Source organism: Nonomuraea sp. NPDC050394 (assembly GCF_044459065.1).
In the GTDB taxonomy this organism is placed as follows: Bacteria; Actinomycetota; Actinomycetes; order Streptosporangiales; family Streptosporangiaceae; genus Nonomuraea.
In genome coordinates this window covers 1-18,028 of record NZ_JBITIO010000001.1, presented here as the reverse complement: position 1 = coordinate 18,028, position 18,028 = coordinate 1, and the positions used below count along the sequence as shown (strand labels likewise).

Below are 18,028 nucleotides of genomic sequence, written 5' to 3'. Positions count from 1 at the left end.
AAACCTCGAGGATCGTGAGAACGCGAGGGTCGAAGCGGAGAGCTGGCGTCACTGACTACCTATCGGGCAGGAGACACGGCTTCTGGGCGTGCATCGTAGGCAGCGAGCGTCTCTTGGAGAAGCACCGCGAACGAGGCGGCGATCACATCGGGATCTTCCAGCACGCCTACCGCCCGTGCCGCGAGGCGCGCGAGGATACTGTCCGGGCCGTTTCCATGCCGGCGCAGCACCTGGATAGCTCTCTTGGTCACCTCGCCTGCCATCACATCACTGCTGAGTCGATGGAGCTGGGAGGCAAGGGGCCCGGCCTCCGTGACCTGCAAGAGTCGCAGCATGTCGAGCCCATCTTTGGGCTTGAGCCGGTGGGGGTCTTCCAAGCGGTCGTCGACCTTGATGGCCTTGGCTGCGAGCAAGGCGGCGGGCCCTGCGACGCGAATGCGGATGGAGCGGTTGTCAGCCGGGTCCAGGGCGGTGAGGTCGTGCTGCTGGTTGTCCACCAGCGCTGGTTCGAGCCCAGTGGTGCGTCGTGCGACGCGGTTGCCGTGCACGGGAAGCCTGGCTCCGCGCCGACCCTTGCCACCGCCGCTCAGCGCGTCAGGGACCATCAGGTCGATGGCTATACCGCTGGCGCTGTGCCAGGTTCCTGGGTTGGCTCCGGGAGTGAACCCGGCATCCCGCAGAGCGGCCTCCAGAAGAGGCTCCTCACATAGCAGGTCTGGGGCGAGGGCGACGTCGGCGTCGGTAGTCGTCGGCGCCACGGCCAGGATGCCGTCGCCAACGTGCTGGTAGACCGCTTGTGCACCCACCAGAACGACGGCGGCACGATGAGGGCCGAGGGCATGCAACGCGTCGAGCAGGACGCGACGGGCGAGCACGTACTCCATGGAGGTGGTGAATGTCACGCAGCCCACTCTCGATCGGATTCGGCCAGGAGTTCCAACAGCTGAGCACCCTCTTCCGGGGATCTGCCTGCCCCGGTCAGGAGGTCGGCAGCGGCCTGCGCGGGGCTGACGTAGCGCAGGCCAGCGCGGACTGTGGGATTGCGGTAGACAACCTCATCAAAGGGCTCGATGAGGAGCACGTTGGCCCCTCGCGGTGCAAGGTGCAGCTTGAGATCCCGCTGCGCGGCCATGACGTCATCGACGAACAGCGCCGGCAATGTCAGGGGGGTGACGGCGGTACGTCCGGCGGGCAGGTAAGCGTGCAGTGCGGCCGACAGAGTCAGGGCGTAGCGGCCTGGATAGTCCGGTAGGGACTGGAAGACCTGCTCGGCGCCACGGGGACTGAGCATCGGTACCGCGTGATTGGAGGTGGTCACTCCATAGTCCTGGACCCACCGGTGAACGAGTGATCGTTTGCGTACTGTGACGACAGCCCCGCCGTTGTCGCGCTCGAGCAGACTGTCTCGGTTCAGCAGTTCGAGGACACGCGAACTCGTGGCCGCGCTGACCTGGGCCTCGGCCGCCAAATCGCGTACTCCGCGAAACCCACGGCCGTCCAGGAGCGCGCGAACGATTCTGGCGGCGCCGGGGCCGCGAAGGGATCGGAGACGACGGTCCTGCGCGGGATAGGGGTTTCGATCAGCCCCCCGCCGATCGATGAAGATCAGAGGCTCCCGCAGCTGGAGCCGGAGATTGCCAGTGGGGTCGAACCAGCCGGCGCCTTGCGCCGCCAGGAGCTCGCGCACGCGGGGCGAGACGTAGGAAGCCGCGATCAGCTGGGCGCGACGATCGGTGGTTTCTGCCGAGGGATACCGCTTGTCATAGGCCGAGATCTTGCTCAGGAGCCGATCAACGTCTCGCGGCTCTATCCGGCGTTTCGTCTCTACGTGGACGTGGCTAAGCGCGCCGTCGGGGGTTTGGATCTCGAAGGTTGCGTCCACACCCACCTCAGAGGCCCAACGAGGCTCTCGGGTGATCTTCAGGACCCACTCTTCTGGGAGCATCGAACGCAAGACGGCATAGAGCAGGTGCTCGAGTTCTGTTTCGCGGGGCTCGGCGTTCCGCATCACGCGGAACACTCTAGCTTGTGGAACACCAGCGCCGTCGCGAAACTCGCCCATCCTGACGAGTTGCGACAGCGGCTCAGTGACAAGTCTCCGCGCGAGGATACTGGCTTACCCCGGCAGAGACTCGGTTACGGCCGATCGACAACCTCCATCTCCTGCTTCAGAGATTCGCCATGGTGTGCTCGTGATCGGCTCTTCGAACGACTGTGGGTGCTTTCAGCAGGACACACCGCTCACGCGATTCGCTCGTTCAGTCCTGGCGCGTTGGTCCGCGGACGCCTTGGGCGGTGAACGGGGCGGGGTGCTCGAGGGGCGGCAGCCCCTCGATCGGGGGTTGGTACAGCCTGAGCCCCTATGCGCGTAGCGCCCCAAAGGCGAAGCCCGCGCTTTTGGTGGGGTGTGGGGGCCGCGCCCCCACAAAGCACAGCCTGAGCCCCGAAGCGCGAAGCGCCCAACGCGAAGCCCGGGCCTTTGGGGCCGCGCCCCCGCAAGACACAGCCTGAGCTTGCGGAACACACGGCCCCACACACATCTAGCCGACTGCGGTGATACGGCCCAGCGCCGGCGGTGCGATGGGCTGGTTCGCGGTGAGGTAGGTGACCAGGGCGTCGATGTCGAGCGGCCCGCTCCACACGTCGGTCCCGTCCTTGAAGGCGGCGAAGGCGTCGCCACCGCCCACGAGGAAGTTGTTCGCCGCCACCCTGACCTGCTGGGTGTCGGCGACAGCGGCACCGTCGATCTTCAGGTCACTGACCTTGGAGCCCCAGGCCGCGCCCCTGTTGTAGGTGTAGGTCAGGTTCGCCGAAGGCTGCAGGATCTTCTGGAACGGCTGGCCGTTGGGACCACCGACGAACTGCTGCTCCAGCACCGTCTTCAGCTGCGCCCCCGTCAGCGTCACGACCTGCATCAGGTTGTTGAACGGCTGAACGGTGAACGCCTCCCCATACGTCACCACACCGTCCCCTTCACCCGCCGGCGACCCGGCGAACGTGAACGGGGCCCGGATGCCACCCGGGTTCATCAGCGCCACCTGCGCGTTGCCACCGGTCTTGGTGGCGGCGAGCTGGGCGTCGGCGATGAGGTTGCCGAGCGGGGTCTCGCCGGTGGGAGTGGCGGAGTTGGTGATGTCCGCGGTGATCTTGCCGACGGGCTTGTTGGCGACCGGGGCGACCCGGTCCTTCCACGTCTGGACGAAGGTGGAGATCTCGGGGTCCGCGGCGATGGTGCGGGTCACGACGTGGTTGTCGGCCGTGACGGTGTCGCGGACGATGTCGCGGCTGCGGGTGTTCACCTGGAAGTCGACCTGGGTGATCACGCGACCGAACGATCCGCCCTGCGAGTAGAGGCGATCGTTGCCCGCCGGGTCCTTGACGGTGCACTTGTACGCCTGGTGCGAGTGCCCGCTCAGCACCATGTCCACTTCGGCGTCCACCTGCGTGGCGATGCGGTTGCCCGCTCCGGGTACGGCGCTGCAGGCGTCGGGCGACTGGCCGGCGTTCACCTGGTCACCCTCGTGCACCAGCACGACCTGGGCCTTGATGCCGATGAGCTTGAGGAGCTTGGAGGCGACGTTGGCGGCCTTGACCTCGTCGACGAACTTGAGGTCCTTGATGCCTTCGGCGGTGACGATGCCGGGCGTGGTCTGCGTGACCAGGCCGATGAAGCCGATCGGCACGCCGTTCTTCCACTTGATGCTGACCGGCGGCAGCGCGGGGACGCCCCAGTCCTTGAGCAACTGCTTGGCCTGCGGCGTGGAGGACAGCCCGGCCAGCGTGTCGGATCGCTCGTTCCGGTTCTTGAACAGCACGTTGGCGCCGACGTAGTCGAACTGGGCGCCCTTCCACGGGCCGGCGGGCGAGCAGCCGTCGACCGGGTGGCAGCCGCCCTTCATGATGCGGCGCAGCTCGGCGTACCCCTCGTCGAACTCGTGATTGCCGACCGCGGAGACCTTCACCCCGATCTTCCCGAGGAACTCGACGGAGGGCTCGTCGTGGTAGGCGGCCGAGATGAGCGGCGTCGCGCCGATGAGGTCGCCCTGGGCGACACCGATGGTGTTGCGGTCGGTCAGGCGCTTCATGTGGGCGGCCACGTAGGCGGCGCCACCGGCGTCGACGGTCTGTCCGTTCTCGTCGACCATACGGCCGGAGGAGCCGGTGGGCGGCTCGAGGTGGCCGTGGAAGTCGTTCAGCGCGAGGAGGCGCACGGGGACCGTTCTGGCGGTGGTCTTACCGGCGTCCGCGGGGGTGATGGCCAAGGCGAACCCGCCGGCGGCCACGGCTCCGGCCAGCGCGAGCCGGAGGAGGGATCGAGACGTCATGGACCAAGACGTTACGGCCGCAATCCATGCAACCCATGTCGCAAAGGTAACGATTCATCGGCCAGCCCCCTGGCGTTGTTTGCCATACGGACGCCTAGAGTTCGACGCATGAGCGTGCATGTGAAGGTCGCGGAACGACTTGCTGAACAGGAAATCGCCGACGTTCTGAGTGTCGTGGAAGCGGCCACCGAGGCCGACGGCGTCCGCCCCCTGAACGAGCACGTGATGCTCCACCTGCGCTACGGCGGCGACGCCCGCGCCCGCTCGCTCCTGCTCTACGACGGCCAGACCCTGGCCGGCTACGCCCATGTGGACCCCACCGACGAGGTCGAGGGTCCAAGTGGTGAGCTGGTGATCGACCCGTCGTACCGCCAAAAGGGGCATGGCACGCGCCTGCTCAGCGAGGTCCTGAACATCACCGACGGCCGGTTGCGGCTGTGGGCGCACGGAGATCACCCCGGTGCGGGCGCTCTGGCCGCTTCCATGGGGTTCGAGAGGGTTCGCTCCCTGTGGCAGATGCGCCGGTCGCTGTTCGCGCCCCTGGCGTCCTTTGAGATGCCCTCAGGGGTACGGCTGCGCCCGTTCGTCCCCGGCCGCGACGAGGAGGCCTGGCTCAAGGTGAACGCGGCGGCGTTCGCCCATCACCCCGAGCAGGGGGCGTGGACGCTTGAGGACGTGCTGCGCCGTGAGGCGGAGTCGTGGTTCGACCCGGCCGGCTTCTTCCTGGCCTTCCGCGGCGACCGGCTCGTCGGCTTCCACTGGACCAAGGTCCACGGCTCCGACGAGCACGGCCACGAGCCGCTGGGCGAGGTGTACGTCGTCGGCGTCGACCCCTCCCAGCAGGGCACCGGCCTGGGCAAGGCGCTGACCGTCGCGGGCCTGCGCCATCTGCGCTCGCGCGGCCTCGCCCAGGTCATGCTCTACGTGGACGAGGCCAACGCGGCCGCGATCAGGCTCTACTCGGGTCTCGGGTTCAGCCGTTGGGACATCGACGTGATGTACGCCGCTACTCCACGAGCCAGTGAAGCGCGAAGTACGACAGAGCCGCGACAAGAGCCGCGGCCGGAATCGTGAGGATCCAGGCCGTCACGATGTTGCCGGCCACCCCCCAGCGCACGGCCGACAGGCGCTTGGTGGCGCCGACGCCCATGATGGCCGAGGTGATGGTGTGGGTGGTGGAGATCGGGGCGCCGAAGCCAATGGCCGCGCCGTACAGCACGGTCGCCGCGGCGGATTCCGCCGCGAAGCCCTGCGGTGGGTCGAGCGCGATGATGCGCCGGCCCAGCGTGCGCATGATGCGCCAGCCGCCCGCGTAGGTGCCCAGTGAGATCGCTCCCGCGGCGGCCAGGATGACCCACTGCGGGATCGGGTCCTGCGGGGAGGCGTAGCCGCCGACGGTGAGCGCGAGGAAGATCACGCCCATCGTCTTCTGCGCGTCCTGCAGGCCGTGCCCGAGCGCCATGGCGGCGGCGGAGACGGTCTGCGCGTAACGGAAGCCGCGGTTGGTCTTTCCGGGCTGCGCGTTGCGGAAGATCCAATAGATTGCGATCATGATCGCGGCGGCGAGCGAGAAACCCACCAGCGGCGACAGGATCATGGGGATGACGACCTTCTCCACGACGCCGTCCCAGTGGACGACGCTGACCGAGGCGAGCGCCGCGCCGATCAGGCCGCCGATGAGGGCGTGGCTTGAGGAGGAGGGTAGTCCGAAATACCAGGTGACCATGTTCCAGGTGATCGCGCCGATGAGGCCGGCGCAGACGACCACCAGACCGTGGGAACCCTGTGGGGCATCGATGATGCCTTTTCCGACGGTCTGTGCGACCTGGGTCCCCAAGTGGGCGCCGATGAAGTTCATCGCCGCCGCCATGAACAGAGCCGCCCTTGGGGTGAGGGCCCTGGTGGAGACCGAGGTGGCGATGGCGTTCGCCGCGTCGTGGAAGCCGTTGGTGTAGTCGAAGATCAACGCCACGACGACCACGCCGATGACGAGGGCGAGCGTGAGGTCCACTTAGCTTTCCTTGACCGCGATCGACTCGATCGTGTTGGCCACGTGCTCGAAGGCGTCGGCGGCCTCTTCGAGACGGTCGATGACCTCCTTCATCTTCATGACCGTGAGCGCGTCGTACTCACCGCTGAAGAGCTTGGCCAGAAGGCGCCGGTACACCTGGTCGCCCTGGTTCTCCAGGCGGTTGACCTCGATCCAGTACTCGTTCAGGTTCTTCATCGACCGCAGCCGCGGCATCGCCTCGGCGGTGAGCTCGGCTGCGCGTTCCAGGACCTCTACCTGCCGGATGACGTCCTTGGGCAGGTGGTCGATCTGGTAGAGGACGATGAGGTCGGAGGCCTCCTCCATGAAGTCCATCACGTCGTCGAGGTTCGAGGCGAGGCGGTAGATGTCCTCGCGGTCGAATGGGGTGATGAAGCTCTCATTGAGCCGATTCATGATCGCATGAGTGCGTTCGTCACCGGCGTGTTCGCAAGCGCGCATCTTCTCGGCCAGGGCTTCCCGGTCCGAGCCGTCGCTGATGATCTCCACCAGCAGCCGGGATGCCGTGACCAGGTTGTTCGCGGAGTCGGCGAACAGGTCGTAGTAGCTGTCCTCACGAGGCGTGAGACGCAGGCGCACGTCGTTCTCCAGATGTGCGGGGATGGTCCGTGGAAGAGAGTACGGGTTACCAGGCAAAATGCGAACTTCATGTCCCCTTCATCGTGTGGCTACCCTCCATCCCTTGCCGGACACCGGCCCTGCAGATAGCTTGATCACCATTTTGCCGACGTCCGCTTTGCTGGTTTTTGAGCCACTTATGGCTCATCCTGGTGACATATGCGGCCAGCCGCCGGTGTGTTGGGAGATCGATCCTTCCGTCTGCTTTGGTGCAGCCTCACCGCATCTGTGGCGGCTGACTACATCTTTCCCATAGCCGTGGTCATCTCACTCGTCCGGGGTGGTTACGGCGCCGCCGCCATCGGCCTCGTCCTGGCCGGACGCCTGATCGCCCTGGTGGGCTTCGCCCTCTTCGGCGGCGTATGGGCGGACCGGCTCCCCCGCCGCGTCGTCATGGCCTGCTCACAGCTCGGCCTCCTGGTCATCGCGCTCGTCGTCGCGATCTGGCCGCTGGCGCCGTTCATGGGAGTCGCCGTCTTCCTCGGCGGGCTGTGCGAGGCGTTCTTCCGCCCCGCGTTGCAGGGCGTCCTTTCCACCGTTCTTCCTGAACGGCACCGCCGTACCGGAATCGCCATGACCAGCGTCTCCCTGCGCGGCGGATCGCTACTCGGGGCGTTCATCGGGTCGGCCATCGTCGTCGCGTGGGGCCCGTGGGCCGCCTTCTTCGCCGCCGCGCTCGGATTCGGGCTCAGCGCCGGGCTCATCTGGCTCATGCGCGAACCCGTGCTGCCCGCCCAGCCGCGCCACCGCCTCATGGACGAGATCCGCCAAGGCATGCGCGAAGTCTGGTCCCGGCCCTGGATGGCCGCGGTGATCGCGGTGCTCGCCCTCCACCAGACGCTCATCGTCGCCCCGGCCCAGGTCCTGCTGCCGGCCACCGCCTCCAAGCTGCAGTGGAACTTCCTGCCGCTGCACGAGGCCGACGCCATCTACGGGCTGTCGCTGGCCGCGCTCTCGCTCGGCGGGCTCATCGGGGCCGTCATCGCACTCCTCCGGCCCAGGCCCCGGCCGGGGCTCACGGCCATGGTGGGGCTGCTGCCGTACGGGCTGGTGCCTTTGTCGCTCTTGACCTCGACGACGCCTTGGCCGGTGTTCACCTGTTTCCTGCTGGCCGGGGTCGGGCTGGAAGTCGCCGCCATCGAATGGGTCATCGGCATGCTGCGCGAGGTGCCGCCGGGGCGGCAGGCCCGCGTGGCCTCGCTGGAATGGGTGGCGGTGCTCGGGCTGACGCCGTTCGGCCTGGTCGCGACCGGTGTGCTCGTGGACACCGTCGGGGCCAGGCCGGTTCTGCTCGTCAGCGCGCTCGCCGCGGTGCTGCCGCTGGTGGCGTTGGTGATCCCCGGGCTCGTGGAGCTGCGCTCTAAATCTTGGTCCGGTGAAAATTCTTGAACGAGCGCGACGGGGTGGGGCCGCGCTGGCCCTGGTAGCGGGAGCCGTACTTCTGGGCGCCGTACGGGTGCTCGGCCGGCGAGCTCAGCCTGAAGACGCACAGCTGGCCGATCTTCATGCCGGGCCAGAGCTTGATGGGGAGCGTGGCGACATTGGAGAGCTCAAGGGTGACGTGGCCGCTGAAGCCCGGGTCGATGAAACCGGCCGTCGAGTGCGTGAGCAGGCCGAGGCGGCCGAGCGAGCTCTTGCCTTCCAGACGGCTGGCCAGGTTGTCGGGCAGGGTGATGACCTCGTAGGTCGAGGCCAGGACGAACTCGCCCGGGTGCAGAATGAACGGCTCGTCGCCATCCGGTTCGACGAGGCGGGTGAGGTCGGGCTGCTCGACCGCCGGATCGATGTGCGGATATTTATGGTTTTCGAAGACACGAAAAAATCGATCAAGCCGGACATCGATGCTGGACGGCTGGATCATGTCCTCATCGAACGGCTCCAGGCTGAGCCGGCCGGAGTCGATCTCGGCGAAGATGTCGCGGTCTGAAAGCAGCACGTAGAGCAACCTACCGTGGTTGCGGGGGCGGGGCGGGGTTGCTTGGGGACGGCTGGTTTCCGCTACAGTGGGGGGCGCGGCGTCCGGCCGACGCGGGTGTAGTTCAATGGCAGAACATCAGCTTCCCAAGCTGACAGCGCGGGTTCGATTCCCGTCACCCGCTCTCATCGAGAGAAGCCAGGTCAGGGATGGATTCCCTGCCTGGCCTTTGATTTTTCCGGAGTTCTATTCGATCTTCCGTGCCCGTTACGTGCCCGATCCATCTGGATCTTGGTCTTTCAGGGCCCTTCTCCGCGAGCTTTCCGAGGGCGTCAGCGATGGCCCGGTCTCGCTCAATCGCGGTGTGCTGATAGATCAAGGCGGCCCTCGTCGTCGAGTGGCCCATGCGGGTCATCAGATCGCGGAGGCTTGCGCCGGAGCGTGCGGCGAAGTCGTTACCCGTGTGACGAAGGTCATGGAAGTGGAAGCCGGAGAGCTTGGCCTTCTTGAGCGCCGCCGCCCAGACTCGGGTGAAGTTCGCACGACGCAGCTTGGCACCTTTGGGGCCGATGAAGACGTGCCCGAACTCCCCCGCTTCCGCGTACGTCTCCATGTGGGCCTTGAGGTCCGGGAGGAGCATCGCGGGGACACTGACCAGGCGCTTGCCCGCTTCCGACTTGGGCGGACCGATGGTCACCGAGCCGTCCTTGAGCTCGGTCGTGGTCCCTACGATGCGGATCGTTCCTGCTTCCAGGTCGACGTTGCGCCGCTGGAGTGCGGCCAGTTCGCCCCAGCGTAGGGACGCGAAGGTTGCGAGCAGGATCAGCATGCGGAAGCGCGGTTCGATCGAGTCGGCCAGGACGAAGACCTGCTTCATGGTCAGCACCGGGCGTTCCGGCGAGTCTTCCTTACCCGCACCCTTGATCTTGCACGGATTCGACTTGATCAGACCGTCACTGACGGCGGTGTTGAAGATGGACTTCAGAAGCCGGTACGCCTTGGCCACGGTGACCGGCCCGACCCCTGCGTCGAGGAGCGCCTTGCGCCACTTCCTGATGTGCGGCTCCTTGATCTCGGCGATGGTGCGGTTGCCGAAAGTCGGAATCAGGTGGAGCCGAAGCAGTCCCTCGTAGAGCTGGACCGTCTTGGGACGTAGGCCGGGGCGCTCGTCGACCCAGGCCGTACCGAACTCCTTGAAGCTGACCTTCCCGAGATCGGGGTTCAGCCAATCCCCCTCGTGGATCTCCGTTTCCTTCTTGCTCAGCCAGATGTCCGCTTCCCTCTTGGTCGCGAAGGTGTGCGGTGCGGAACGGTCCATGCCGTCAGGCCCCGGATACCTGGCCTGGTACCGGCCCGAGGGGAGTTTCCGAACGCGACCAAATCGACGCTTGCTCATGCCGCCCTCCATGTACGAGTGGTGATGGGGTGGACGAGTCCCGCCGCGATGAAGTCGTTGAGCGCGGATTCGGGGATGCGAACCTTGCGCCCGAGGCGGACGAAGGTGATCCGGCGTTCTTCGATGAGACGCCGGGGGAACCGCTCGGAAGTGCCGAGCCGCTCAGCGACCTCAGCGACCGTCAGGAGGCGGTCAGCGGGTGGCCTTGATCTGTTGTTCATGCTGCCCTCCCTTCAGTTGCCGAAAGATCTTGTCCCTCTGCTTGCGCCTGGAGTTCGGCCATATGGGCGCGCCAGCGTTGCCGCTCGCGGATGGATCTCAGGAGGCGTACGGCCAGCGGTGGCACGTTTGCATCACCCGTGGGAACCGGCTTCCAGACGTAGCGGTGTGGATCGATGGGTTCGTCTGGCTGGCCGAGGGCTTCCAGGACCCAGGTACGGCGGTCCTGCTTGTGTTCGGCGAGCGTCTTGTTGGACCACTTGCGGGAGACGAGGACGCGGCGACCGGCATAGCCGAGGTGTTCGGGCTTGTGGGCCTTGGAACGGCACTGGCCCGGAGTCATACCCGCCTTGGCGCCCTTGGGCTGCACGCCGTACCGCAGCCAGTTGGGGCAGGTCGGCGCGCACGGCTCGAAGCGCAGGGCATCGACGAAACGGGCGGCGTGCTCGCGTTGGGCCTGGCCGTCGAGGGATTCGCCGAGGCTCTTGGTGAGGTACTTGGACAGGTAGCGGATGCACTGATCTGAGTCCGGAGTGCCAGCGAGCACGCCCTTGACGTCGACCTGCTCGCCGAAGCGGATCAGGTGTAGGGGCGTGGCGTGCTCGTCCTCGTCGAGCTGGTCGAGGGCTTCCTCCCAGGTGGGAAGAACTTCCCCCGTACGTGCAGCTCGGTGACGAGCGCCACGTGATCGAGGCAGGACAGGCGGCGCTCGACTCCATCGGCCGCGACACCGACCACAAGCGGGCCGCCGTCATCTACGCCGACGTGGCACAGTCTCAGTTCCAGATCGGCGACGTGGCCGAGGGGGTCGCCTACGCCCGCCGCGCCCTGGAGTCCGCCCAGCGCACCGAGTCAACATGGGGCCTTCGGCATCTCACCACCGTCGAGAAGACCCTTGCCGGCCAGCAGGACCAGGCCGCCCGCGAACTACTCGGCGACCTGATCGCTACTCGCCTGGCTCTGGGGACGTCTCCCTCGTGATCCACCGTAGATAATCAGCCGTCCCGACGGCTACTGGGACTGCGACGATCTCGGGTACCTCGTAGGAGTGGAGAGCCCGCACGCACCCTGCGAGTTCTCCGAAGCGGTCCGCGGTCGTCTTCATGAGCAACAGCCACTCGTTCGCCTGGTGGATCTCTCCCCGCCACCAGTACGTAGACACGATGGGCGCGACCACCTGGGCACACGCTGCCAATCGTCGTTCCACCACCGTTGAAGAGATCTGGTCGGCCTCCTCTCGGGTGCCCGCAGTGACACGAACCTCCACGCAATCCACCATGCACCCTCCTTGAGGATCCATCATCGCTCTTCGCGAGGAAGCATCCAAGGCCACGATGGCTGTGGCTGTAGGCGAGATGACTAAGATGAGGCGTTTGCCCTGGTCATGCGGCGTGAGACGCGAGAACTGTCAGTGGCGCGCCCTAGCTTTCTCGTCAGAGAGTTCGACTACCAAAGATCCGCAGAGGCAGATTTTCCAACATGTCCTTTCGAGCGTATGTCGACCATAGTATGGTCGACATCATGACCCTGCAACCGAGCAGCTTTATGGCCATACTCGGCGACCGCGAGGCGCTCGGGTGGGTTCTTCGTGAGCAAAAGATGGCATTCGGCCCAGAACGATGGCGGCTATGGCGATCACTGAAACAAGGGGACGCCCTCGCGCTCTACACGACACGGCAGTGCTTTAGGAATCCAACCCGCGATCGGGGCAGAGTCATTGCTAGTGCCATCATCGCTTCGCCACTTCAAGAACTCGAAATGCCGATAGAGTTTCGCAAGCGGCCGTATAACTTCTATTGCGATCTAAAGATAGACCAGCTAGCACCCTGGGGCCAAGGCCCCGAACTAGTCACCATGGTATCTGAGCTGAAAACCTTTCCTTCTGCATGGGGATCCCATATCCGTCGCAGCCTCGTCCAGCTTGATGAGCATGACTATGGCGTACTTACGCGCGCATTGGCGATGGAGGCCACTACACGCGACGAAGCGCTTGACGGCTATCTGGCCCGAGCGCTCCCCCTTCAGCCGAAAGGCCGCCCAGCTAGAAAGGTGTCTCAATGAGCGACACGAGCCCGATTAGCACAATCCCTGACCTGATCAGCGCTGCACTGCAGCTAGGTGCCGATCAGGTGTCAGGCTGGTCAGCCCAGGAAAGAGACCTCTCCCGACAGGTTCCCGAAATTGTCCTAGATCTCAATGACCTCCGGGAACGAATTCTCGCCGGACATGATCCGTTGGGTGATGCCTTCTGCCGGATCCGAGATGCTGCCGCTAGGCGGCCTCTGGGCCAGACCTACACGCCACCAGCCATCATCGCGAGCATGGTTGCCTGGGCGGCGAACGAAGGAAAGCCAAGCAGGGTGGTGGACCCGGGATCCGGATCAGGTCGATATCTCCTCGCCGCTGCCCAACAGTGGCCCAAGGTCGAACTCGTCGGTGTAGACATCGATCCGGTTGCAGCCCTAATGGCCCGTGCGAATCTAGCAGTGCACGGGCTCGCCGCACGCTCACATATCGAGCTGGGCGACTATCGAGCCTCAACGATCCCCACCACGGATGGCCAGACCCTCTATCTAGGCAATCCCCCGTACGTACGACATCACCAAATTCAGCCGGAATGGAAGAAGTGGCTTGTCGACACGGCTAGCCGTCATGGCCTACGGGCAAGCCAGCTCGCAGGGCTTCACGTCTATTTCTTCCTTGCCACCGTTCAACATGGAGCAAAGGGAGATCTCGGCTCTTACATTACATCGGCAGAATGGCTCGATGTTAACTATGGAAGCCTAGTTCGCGAGCTGCTGCTGGATGGACTCGGCGGTGAAGCAATTCACGTACTTGAGCCTACGGTGGAAGCCTTCGCCGATGCTGCTACGACAGCAGCAGTCACGTGTTTCCGTCTCGGGGCTTCTCCTAGTTCAATAAAACTACGTCAGGTGAAGAGCCTTCAAGATCTAGGTTCGCTTGAGGGAGGGCGTGAGGTGGCCCGCGAAAGGCTCATCGAATCCACTCGCTGGAGTCCACTCGTACGAGTGACACCTAAGCTCCCGGAGGGCTACGTAGAGCTCGGCGAGCTCGTACGTGTACACCGTGGCCAAGTCACAGGAGCGAACAACGTCTGGGTAGGACGCGCCGAAGAGGACAGGATCCCTGAACGGTTCCTCTTCCCTTCAATCACCCGGGCTCGGGAGCTCTTCGCGGCCGGAGACGAACTTGTCGACGCGTCTGGTTTGCGACCGGTGATCGACCTGCCCACAGATCTGGACGAGCTAGATGCAGACGAGCGGCGGCTTGTGGATCGCTTCCTAGACACGGCGCGCAGCGAGGGGGCCGCAGACACCTACATCGCACGAGCCCGCAAGGCGTGGTGGAGCGTAGGTCTCCGTCAGCCCGCACCCATCCTGGCTACTTACATGGCGCGCAGGCCCCCCGCCTTCGTTCGGAACCTAGCGGAGGCACGACACATTAACATCGCACATGGGCTCTACCCGCGCCAGGCATTTGGCGCGGAGGTCCTCGACGGACTCGCCGCACATTTGCGGGTCTCAGTCGCTCTTGGTCAAGGACGCACCTATGCTGGCGGCTTGACCAAGTTTGAGCCGCGAGAGATGGAACGGCTCCCCGTGCCGAGCCCGGAGGTACTCCTCCAGCATGCCCCAAGTACAGCCAACACAATGGACCGAATCACAGCTTGAATCGGACAGAAGCAAATCGATCGAGACATTCAGGGATGAACGCTTCCGGGAGCCGCTAGAGCAGTACCTGGACTTCTTCGACAAAGGGCGCGAAGCCGTAGCGAACATCATCGAAGTATCGGTAGACCTGACCCGCATCCGAGAGGAAGCTGCAACGATTCTCGGAGACGTGACACTCGTTGACGCAGCTCGCTACCTATGCTCACCGCCTATCAGCAAAGATGATCTTGAGACCATCGCTGATATCTCGCTCGCTCCAACGCTCATCCAGAGGGACCCCGCACGGGCCTCCGCCCTCATGGAAGTGATCTTGCTTGGCTTCGACCGGGAACGCTTTCCGTGGCTCACCGAGGATCGCGAGCCTACAGAGGCAGAGCGGCACGCTGCCATCGTTGCTACCGCGGCCATGCTCGCGTTCCGTCAGACAGAGACCCTGAGGCGGAACGTAGGCAAGAAGCTCCAAGAGCAGAAGGTGAAAGACTTCCTCGTCTCTGACTGCGGCTTGACAGAGGTTCCTGCGAAAAAGATCTCGAACATGAGCCAGTTTCCGCCGTACGGCACGTTCAGCGGTGAAGCAGAAGTCTGCGGACGAAAAGCCGACGTGTGTGTGAGGCTATGGGATGGGCGCCTGATGCCAATCGAGTGCAAGGTCTCCAACAGCGGTACGAACAGCTACAAGCGAATCAACAACGACGCCGCAGTGAAGGCCGTGTCCTGGCGGCAAGCGCTCGGCGAAGCCAACGTTGTTCCCGCAGCCATGTTGTCCGGGGTGTTCGCGCTCAAGAACCTCACCTACGCCCAGGAGAACCGTCTCAGCCTGTTCTGGTCTCATGACCTGGAGCCTCTCAAACAGTTCATCGACGATGCCCGATGACGACAGTGTGAACTGCCGAATTGTTCTCATAGGGATCAAGGGCGGCGCTGCGCACCGCCACGCGGCCTGCGCGCGTCGCACGCTGCGCGTGCGGCCTGGGGGCCGTTCTCGCGCGCGACGCGCGCGGGCCGCTGGCTTCTGATCGCACCCTGTTCGCAAACGATCAAACTGGTTACGTTATCAACGTGACATCCTGTGTGGACGGACACGAATTCCCTGATGACTACTAACACACCCCCCGATTTCCTCGAAGAGGATCAATCCGAGTCTCCGCGAACGAAGGAGAAGCAGCCTCCGTTTCAATACGAGATCGATTGCTGGGCATGCTCGGAACGACAGGCCGCAGAAGAACAGGCCTCCTTCGTGACCGGCCGGTCCGGTGAACACGATGAACGGAAGATGCGTTTAGCTATCGCTACCTGCATGCACTGCTCCGCACCTGTCGCTCTCTATCAGGAAGTCACTTGGAACGAGCTGGACGAATCCGAGAAAGTCCGGTCCACTCGGGCGGACGTTGTCTGGCCCACCGTTGACCAGCGGGGCCTAGAGAGGTCACGTGCAATTCCTTCGGATCTTCGTAGGGAGCTCCAGGAGGCACAACTGTGCTTCAACACCGACGCATATACCGCAACGGTGGTCATGGTAAGGAGATCTCTCGAAGGGGTCTGTGCTGCTTACAACATCAACCTCCACGGCAAGAACTTGATGAGCGGTCTCCAGGAAATGGAGCGCCAGGGGTTGATCGAAGGCCGGTTGCTCGAATGGGCGCAGGAACTGCGTGTTCTCGGAAACGCGGGGGCTCACTTCACTGGCCGCGTAGTCTCACGTCAGGACGCGCAGGACGCGCTTGGTCTGGCTGAGGCGCTCATGGATTACCTCTACGTGTTCACCGGCAAGTTCAACGAGTTCAAGAAGCGTCGTGACGAAGCTCAGCAGGCTGCCTCCCAGGAACAAGACGCCGCCGGCGGGGGCGCTCCGGCTCCAGGATGATCGTCGTGTCGGGCTTGGTGATCGTAGGTGGCTGAGGTGGATGCCTGATCATCCCGTCCGCCATCAACCCGGGACAAGCCGAGCAGACCGGGGCCATGAGGCCAAGGTCGTTCGTCCAGTGGGGCGCTCCACCTTGGCCTCATGGCCCCGGCCCGCTTCCCCTTCGGGCGGGTCGACGGCAGACGGGATGATCAGGCGGGCAGGGTACTCGCGGTGCGCTACTAAACCCTGGTCACGGGGCTGATCGCCGTGCCCGTTGCGTGCCCGTTCGGTCGGCGATCAGCGGGAAGTCACGGGACTCGCGGTCACTCGCCCGGTATCCGCCCAGGTCAGTGTTTTCCCAGCTCAGACCGCGTGATCTTGAAAGAGTTCCCAAGCTGACAGCGCGGGTTCGATTCCCGTCACCCGCTCCAAAGGCAAGGTCTTCGCTCCTGGGGCGCTTCGCGCAAATGGGCTTCAGGCTGTATTCAGTGGGGGCGCGGCCCCCACACCCCGCCCAACTGCGAGGTCCTCCCGTCGGTCGGGCGCACTTTTGAGGCCCCACCCGTTGCCCACCTACGTTGTTGGGCAGTTGGATCCCACCCTGGCTAAAAGGTGCTCCGCGCGCCCCTATGAAGAGCTTGCGCCATGGCCAAGACAGGCGCCGACCGCAGGCACACACTCGAGACGATTGACGCGCCTTCCTCAGGCGACTTTCCAGGTTCGGTCGCCGAGCGTAGCTACGAGATCCAAGTGACCCCCGAGCGGAGCAATGTACTCTCGTACGATGTCAATGCCGGGCACCTCGCCATGCTCGATCTTGGAGATGCGAGCTTGGCTGACTCCCAAGGTATGGGCGAGTTCAGCTTGAGTGACACCAGCGGCCTGACGGATCTCGGCGAGCTGGAATCCGCGGATGTATGCTTCGCGGCGTTCACGCGCGACGGCTTCTCCAGCGGCGCGTTCCGTCTCGTCTCGCGGGTCGAGCCGCTTTGGCCTTGACATCCGACCACTTGCTGTACTGAGTGCTCATCGCTCCTCCTGCTCTTCTTGTTTGAGCGTGATCAGGTGCTGGGCGAATCGTTCATCAGCCAGTGGTATCGCTTCCCGATACCAGCGGTTCCAGTTGCCGACTTTGTCGTCGGCTACCAGAAAGATCGCTTCCCTTGCCGGATCGAAGCAGAACAACATCCGGATCTCACTCGTCCCCGATGAGGGCGGACGTAGTTTCCTTCATGTTGTGGAACTGGCTGCCCTGTACCCGGTCGACCAGAGGACGACGCGCGGTCGGGCCTTCCTCGGCGAGCTGATCAATCGCGCCCTTGACCAGGTCTGCAGTCTCCGGATCGGCAACGCACATGGTCAGATACCACGCCTCGACCTCCGGATGAAGACTGACCTCTCAGCCCATGCAAACGATTATGACCATCTAGTTATATTCTCCACAGCCGCATCCGACGCACGCCGCCTCTCGCCGAAGGTTGTGCTTGGCGAACTCCACGTCAAGCCGATTGGTGGATCCGTAGGCCCGCAAGTCCAGGGACCGCCCAAGCGGGATGCCCGTTGCGTTTCTCCCACCAAGGATGCCCCGTGGCCCTGTCCGCTCTTCCTCGGACGGGTCCACGGCGGACAAGGTGATCAGGCGGGCAAGGGGTACGCGTCGCGCGAGGAGCAGCAGGTCGCGGGCTGATCGTCGTGCCATTAGCGTGCCATAAGGCGGTGACGAGGGGTCAACCACGGTCACTCGTGACCGGCCTCAGGCCCAGGTCAACGCCCCTACGAGGCAAGATTCCCGCAATTCCCAAGTTGACGGCGCGGGTTCGATTCCCGTCACCCGCTCCACGCGCGTGAGCCCAGGTCGGGATGTGAATCCCTGAGGCTTTTCCAACCTGAGCGTGCAGGCCAGAGTGGATGCGCGAGGGTGGGTTGAGAGAAGAGAAGGCTCCCGGTAAGACAGCAGTCGACCAAGA

The 18,028-nt window shown here is 64.4% G+C and carries 20 protein-coding genes and 1 tRNA gene; 8 read left to right on the top strand and 13 right to left on the bottom strand.

Features of this window, described 5'->3' with window-relative positions; all coding sequences use genetic code 11:
- Nucleotides 1–59 precede the first annotated feature (59 nt).
- The 3 genes from ACIBKY_RS00105 to ACIBKY_RS00095 all read right to left on the bottom strand — a co-directional run bounded on the left by ACIBKY_RS00105 (nucleotide 60) and on the right by ACIBKY_RS00095 (nucleotide 4,325).
- A complete protein-coding gene (locus ACIBKY_RS00105; RefSeq protein ID WP_397093215.1) occupies nucleotides 60–902 on the bottom strand; it encodes a GSU2403 family nucleotidyltransferase fold protein in 843 nt (280 codons plus the stop codon).
- Complete coding sequence (locus ACIBKY_RS00100; RefSeq protein WP_397093214.1) at nucleotides 899–2,011, bottom strand: hypothetical protein; 1,113 nt, start codon at nucleotides 2,009–2,011, stop codon at nucleotides 899–901. The genes ACIBKY_RS00105 and ACIBKY_RS00100 overlap by 4 nt, the downstream gene beginning before the upstream one ends.
- Nucleotides 2,012–2,540: 529 nt before the next feature.
- Entirely contained in the window at nucleotides 2,541–4,325 is a 1,785-nt protein-coding gene (locus ACIBKY_RS00095; protein WP_397093213.1) for a bifunctional metallophosphatase/5'-nucleotidase, read from the bottom strand.
- A gap of 108 nt (nucleotides 4,326–4,433) precedes the next feature.
- Here ACIBKY_RS00095 and mshD point away from each other — a divergent pair, with 108 nt between their 5' ends.
- Nucleotides 4,434–5,399 carry a mycothiol synthase gene (mshD, locus tag ACIBKY_RS00090; protein WP_397093212.1) on the top strand — a complete coding sequence of 322 codons (966 nt, stop codon included), beginning with the start codon at nucleotides 4,434–4,436 and terminating at the stop codon, nucleotides 5,397–5,399.
- Here mshD and ACIBKY_RS00085 read toward each other — a convergent pair.
- Both ACIBKY_RS00085 and ACIBKY_RS00080 read right to left on the bottom strand, forming a co-directional pair.
- Entirely contained in the window at nucleotides 5,332–6,336 is a 1,005-nt protein-coding gene (locus tag ACIBKY_RS00085) for an anion permease (protein ID WP_397093211.1), read from the bottom strand. The genes mshD and ACIBKY_RS00085 overlap by 68 nt on opposite strands.
- A complete protein-coding gene (locus ACIBKY_RS00080) occupies nucleotides 6,337–6,954 on the bottom strand; it encodes a DUF47 family protein (protein WP_184958320.1) in 618 nt (205 codons plus the stop codon).
- A 198-nt stretch (nucleotides 6,955–7,152) separates the two neighbouring features.
- Between ACIBKY_RS00080 and ACIBKY_RS00075 the strand changes: the two genes are divergently transcribed.
- Nucleotides 7,153–8,382 (top strand): MFS transporter, encoded by a 1,230-nt coding sequence (locus ACIBKY_RS00075; protein ID WP_397093209.1) that lies wholly within the window; start codon nucleotides 7,153–7,155, stop codon nucleotides 8,380–8,382.
- Here the strand turns inward: ACIBKY_RS00075 and dcd are convergent.
- Nucleotides 8,354–8,929: a dCTP deaminase gene (dcd, locus tag ACIBKY_RS00070; RefSeq protein ID WP_397093208.1), complete on the bottom strand. Its 576-nt coding sequence runs from the start codon at nucleotides 8,927–8,929 to the stop codon at nucleotides 8,354–8,356. The two genes, ACIBKY_RS00075 and dcd, sit on opposite strands and share 29 nt — an antisense overlap.
- Before the next feature lie 92 nt (nucleotides 8,930–9,021).
- Here dcd and ACIBKY_RS00065 point away from each other — a divergent pair.
- Nucleotides 9,022–9,092, top strand: a tRNA-Gly gene (locus ACIBKY_RS00065).
- Here ACIBKY_RS00065 and ACIBKY_RS00060 read toward each other — a convergent pair.
- Genes ACIBKY_RS00060 through ACIBKY_RS00050 form a run of 3 tightly spaced genes read right to left on the bottom strand, consistent with a single transcriptional unit; the run spans nucleotide 9,084 to nucleotide 11,220 of the window.
- Nucleotides 9,084–10,304 carry a tyrosine-type recombinase/integrase gene (locus ACIBKY_RS00060; protein WP_397093206.1) on the bottom strand — a complete coding sequence of 407 codons (1,221 nt, stop codon included), beginning with the start codon at nucleotides 10,302–10,304 and terminating at the stop codon, nucleotides 9,084–9,086. The two genes, ACIBKY_RS00065 and ACIBKY_RS00060, sit on opposite strands and share 9 nt — an antisense overlap.
- Nucleotides 10,301–10,525, bottom strand: a complete 225-nt coding sequence (locus tag ACIBKY_RS00055; RefSeq protein ID WP_397093205.1) for a helix-turn-helix domain-containing protein — start codon at nucleotides 10,523–10,525, stop codon at nucleotides 10,301–10,303. Before ACIBKY_RS00055 ends, ACIBKY_RS00060 begins: the two co-directional genes overlap by 4 nt.
- Nucleotides 10,522–11,220: a replication initiator gene (locus tag ACIBKY_RS00050; protein ID WP_397095416.1), complete on the bottom strand. Its 699-nt coding sequence runs from the start codon at nucleotides 11,218–11,220 to the stop codon at nucleotides 10,522–10,524. Before ACIBKY_RS00050 ends, ACIBKY_RS00055 begins: the two co-directional genes overlap by 4 nt.
- Between ACIBKY_RS00050 and ACIBKY_RS00045 the strand changes: the two genes are divergently transcribed.
- The gene (locus tag ACIBKY_RS00045; protein ID WP_397093204.1) at nucleotides 11,208–11,504 is read left to right on the top strand and encodes a hypothetical protein; all 297 of its coding nucleotides are present in this window, start codon (nucleotides 11,208–11,210) and stop codon (nucleotides 11,502–11,504) included. The genes ACIBKY_RS00050 and ACIBKY_RS00045 overlap by 13 nt on opposite strands.
- On the opposite strand, the gene cutA is transcribed toward ACIBKY_RS00045, so the two are convergent.
- Nucleotides 11,470–11,802 (bottom strand): divalent-cation tolerance protein CutA, encoded by a 333-nt coding sequence (gene cutA / locus ACIBKY_RS00040; RefSeq protein WP_397093203.1) that lies wholly within the window; start codon nucleotides 11,800–11,802, stop codon nucleotides 11,470–11,472. The genes ACIBKY_RS00045 and cutA overlap by 35 nt on opposite strands.
- A gap of 242 nt (nucleotides 11,803–12,044) precedes the next feature.
- Between cutA and ACIBKY_RS00035 the strand changes: the two genes are divergently transcribed.
- The 4 genes from ACIBKY_RS00035 (at nucleotide 12,045) to ACIBKY_RS00020 (ending at nucleotide 16,079) form a co-directional block, all read left to right on the top strand.
- Nucleotides 12,045–12,584 (top strand): hypothetical protein, encoded by a 540-nt coding sequence (locus ACIBKY_RS00035; protein WP_397093202.1) that lies wholly within the window; start codon nucleotides 12,045–12,047, stop codon nucleotides 12,582–12,584.
- Entirely contained in the window at nucleotides 12,581–14,215 is a 1,635-nt protein-coding gene (locus ACIBKY_RS00030) for an N-6 DNA methylase (RefSeq protein ID WP_397093201.1), read from the top strand. Before ACIBKY_RS00035 ends, ACIBKY_RS00030 begins: the two co-directional genes overlap by 4 nt.
- Nucleotides 14,172–15,089, top strand: coding sequence for a XamI family restriction endonuclease (locus tag ACIBKY_RS00025; RefSeq protein WP_397093199.1), 918 nt, complete (start codon nucleotides 14,172–14,174; stop codon nucleotides 15,087–15,089). The genes ACIBKY_RS00030 and ACIBKY_RS00025 overlap by 44 nt, the downstream gene beginning before the upstream one ends.
- A 219-nt stretch (nucleotides 15,090–15,308) precedes the next feature.
- Nucleotides 15,309–16,079, top strand: coding sequence for a DUF4145 domain-containing protein (locus ACIBKY_RS00020; RefSeq protein WP_397093198.1), 771 nt, complete (start codon nucleotides 15,309–15,311; stop codon nucleotides 16,077–16,079).
- Between the two features lie 684 nt (nucleotides 16,080–16,763).
- Here ACIBKY_RS00020 and ACIBKY_RS00015 read toward each other — a convergent pair.
- The 3 genes from ACIBKY_RS00015 to ACIBKY_RS00005 are packed head-to-tail and all read right to left on the bottom strand — an operon-like array spanning nucleotide 16,764 to nucleotide 17,418.
- Nucleotides 16,764–17,063 (bottom strand): helix-turn-helix domain-containing protein, encoded by a 300-nt coding sequence (locus ACIBKY_RS00015; protein ID WP_397093196.1) that lies wholly within the window; start codon nucleotides 17,061–17,063, stop codon nucleotides 16,764–16,766.
- 24 nt (nucleotides 17,064–17,087) lie between these two features.
- Entirely contained in the window at nucleotides 17,088–17,249 is a 162-nt protein-coding gene (locus ACIBKY_RS00010) for a hypothetical protein (RefSeq protein ID WP_397093195.1), read from the bottom strand.
- A gap of 7 nt (nucleotides 17,250–17,256) precedes the next feature.
- On the bottom strand, nucleotides 17,257–17,418 hold the full coding sequence (locus tag ACIBKY_RS00005; protein WP_397093194.1) for a hypothetical protein: 162 nt from the start codon (nucleotides 17,416–17,418) through the stop codon (nucleotides 17,257–17,259).
- Nucleotides 17,419–18,028 lie beyond the last annotated feature (610 nt).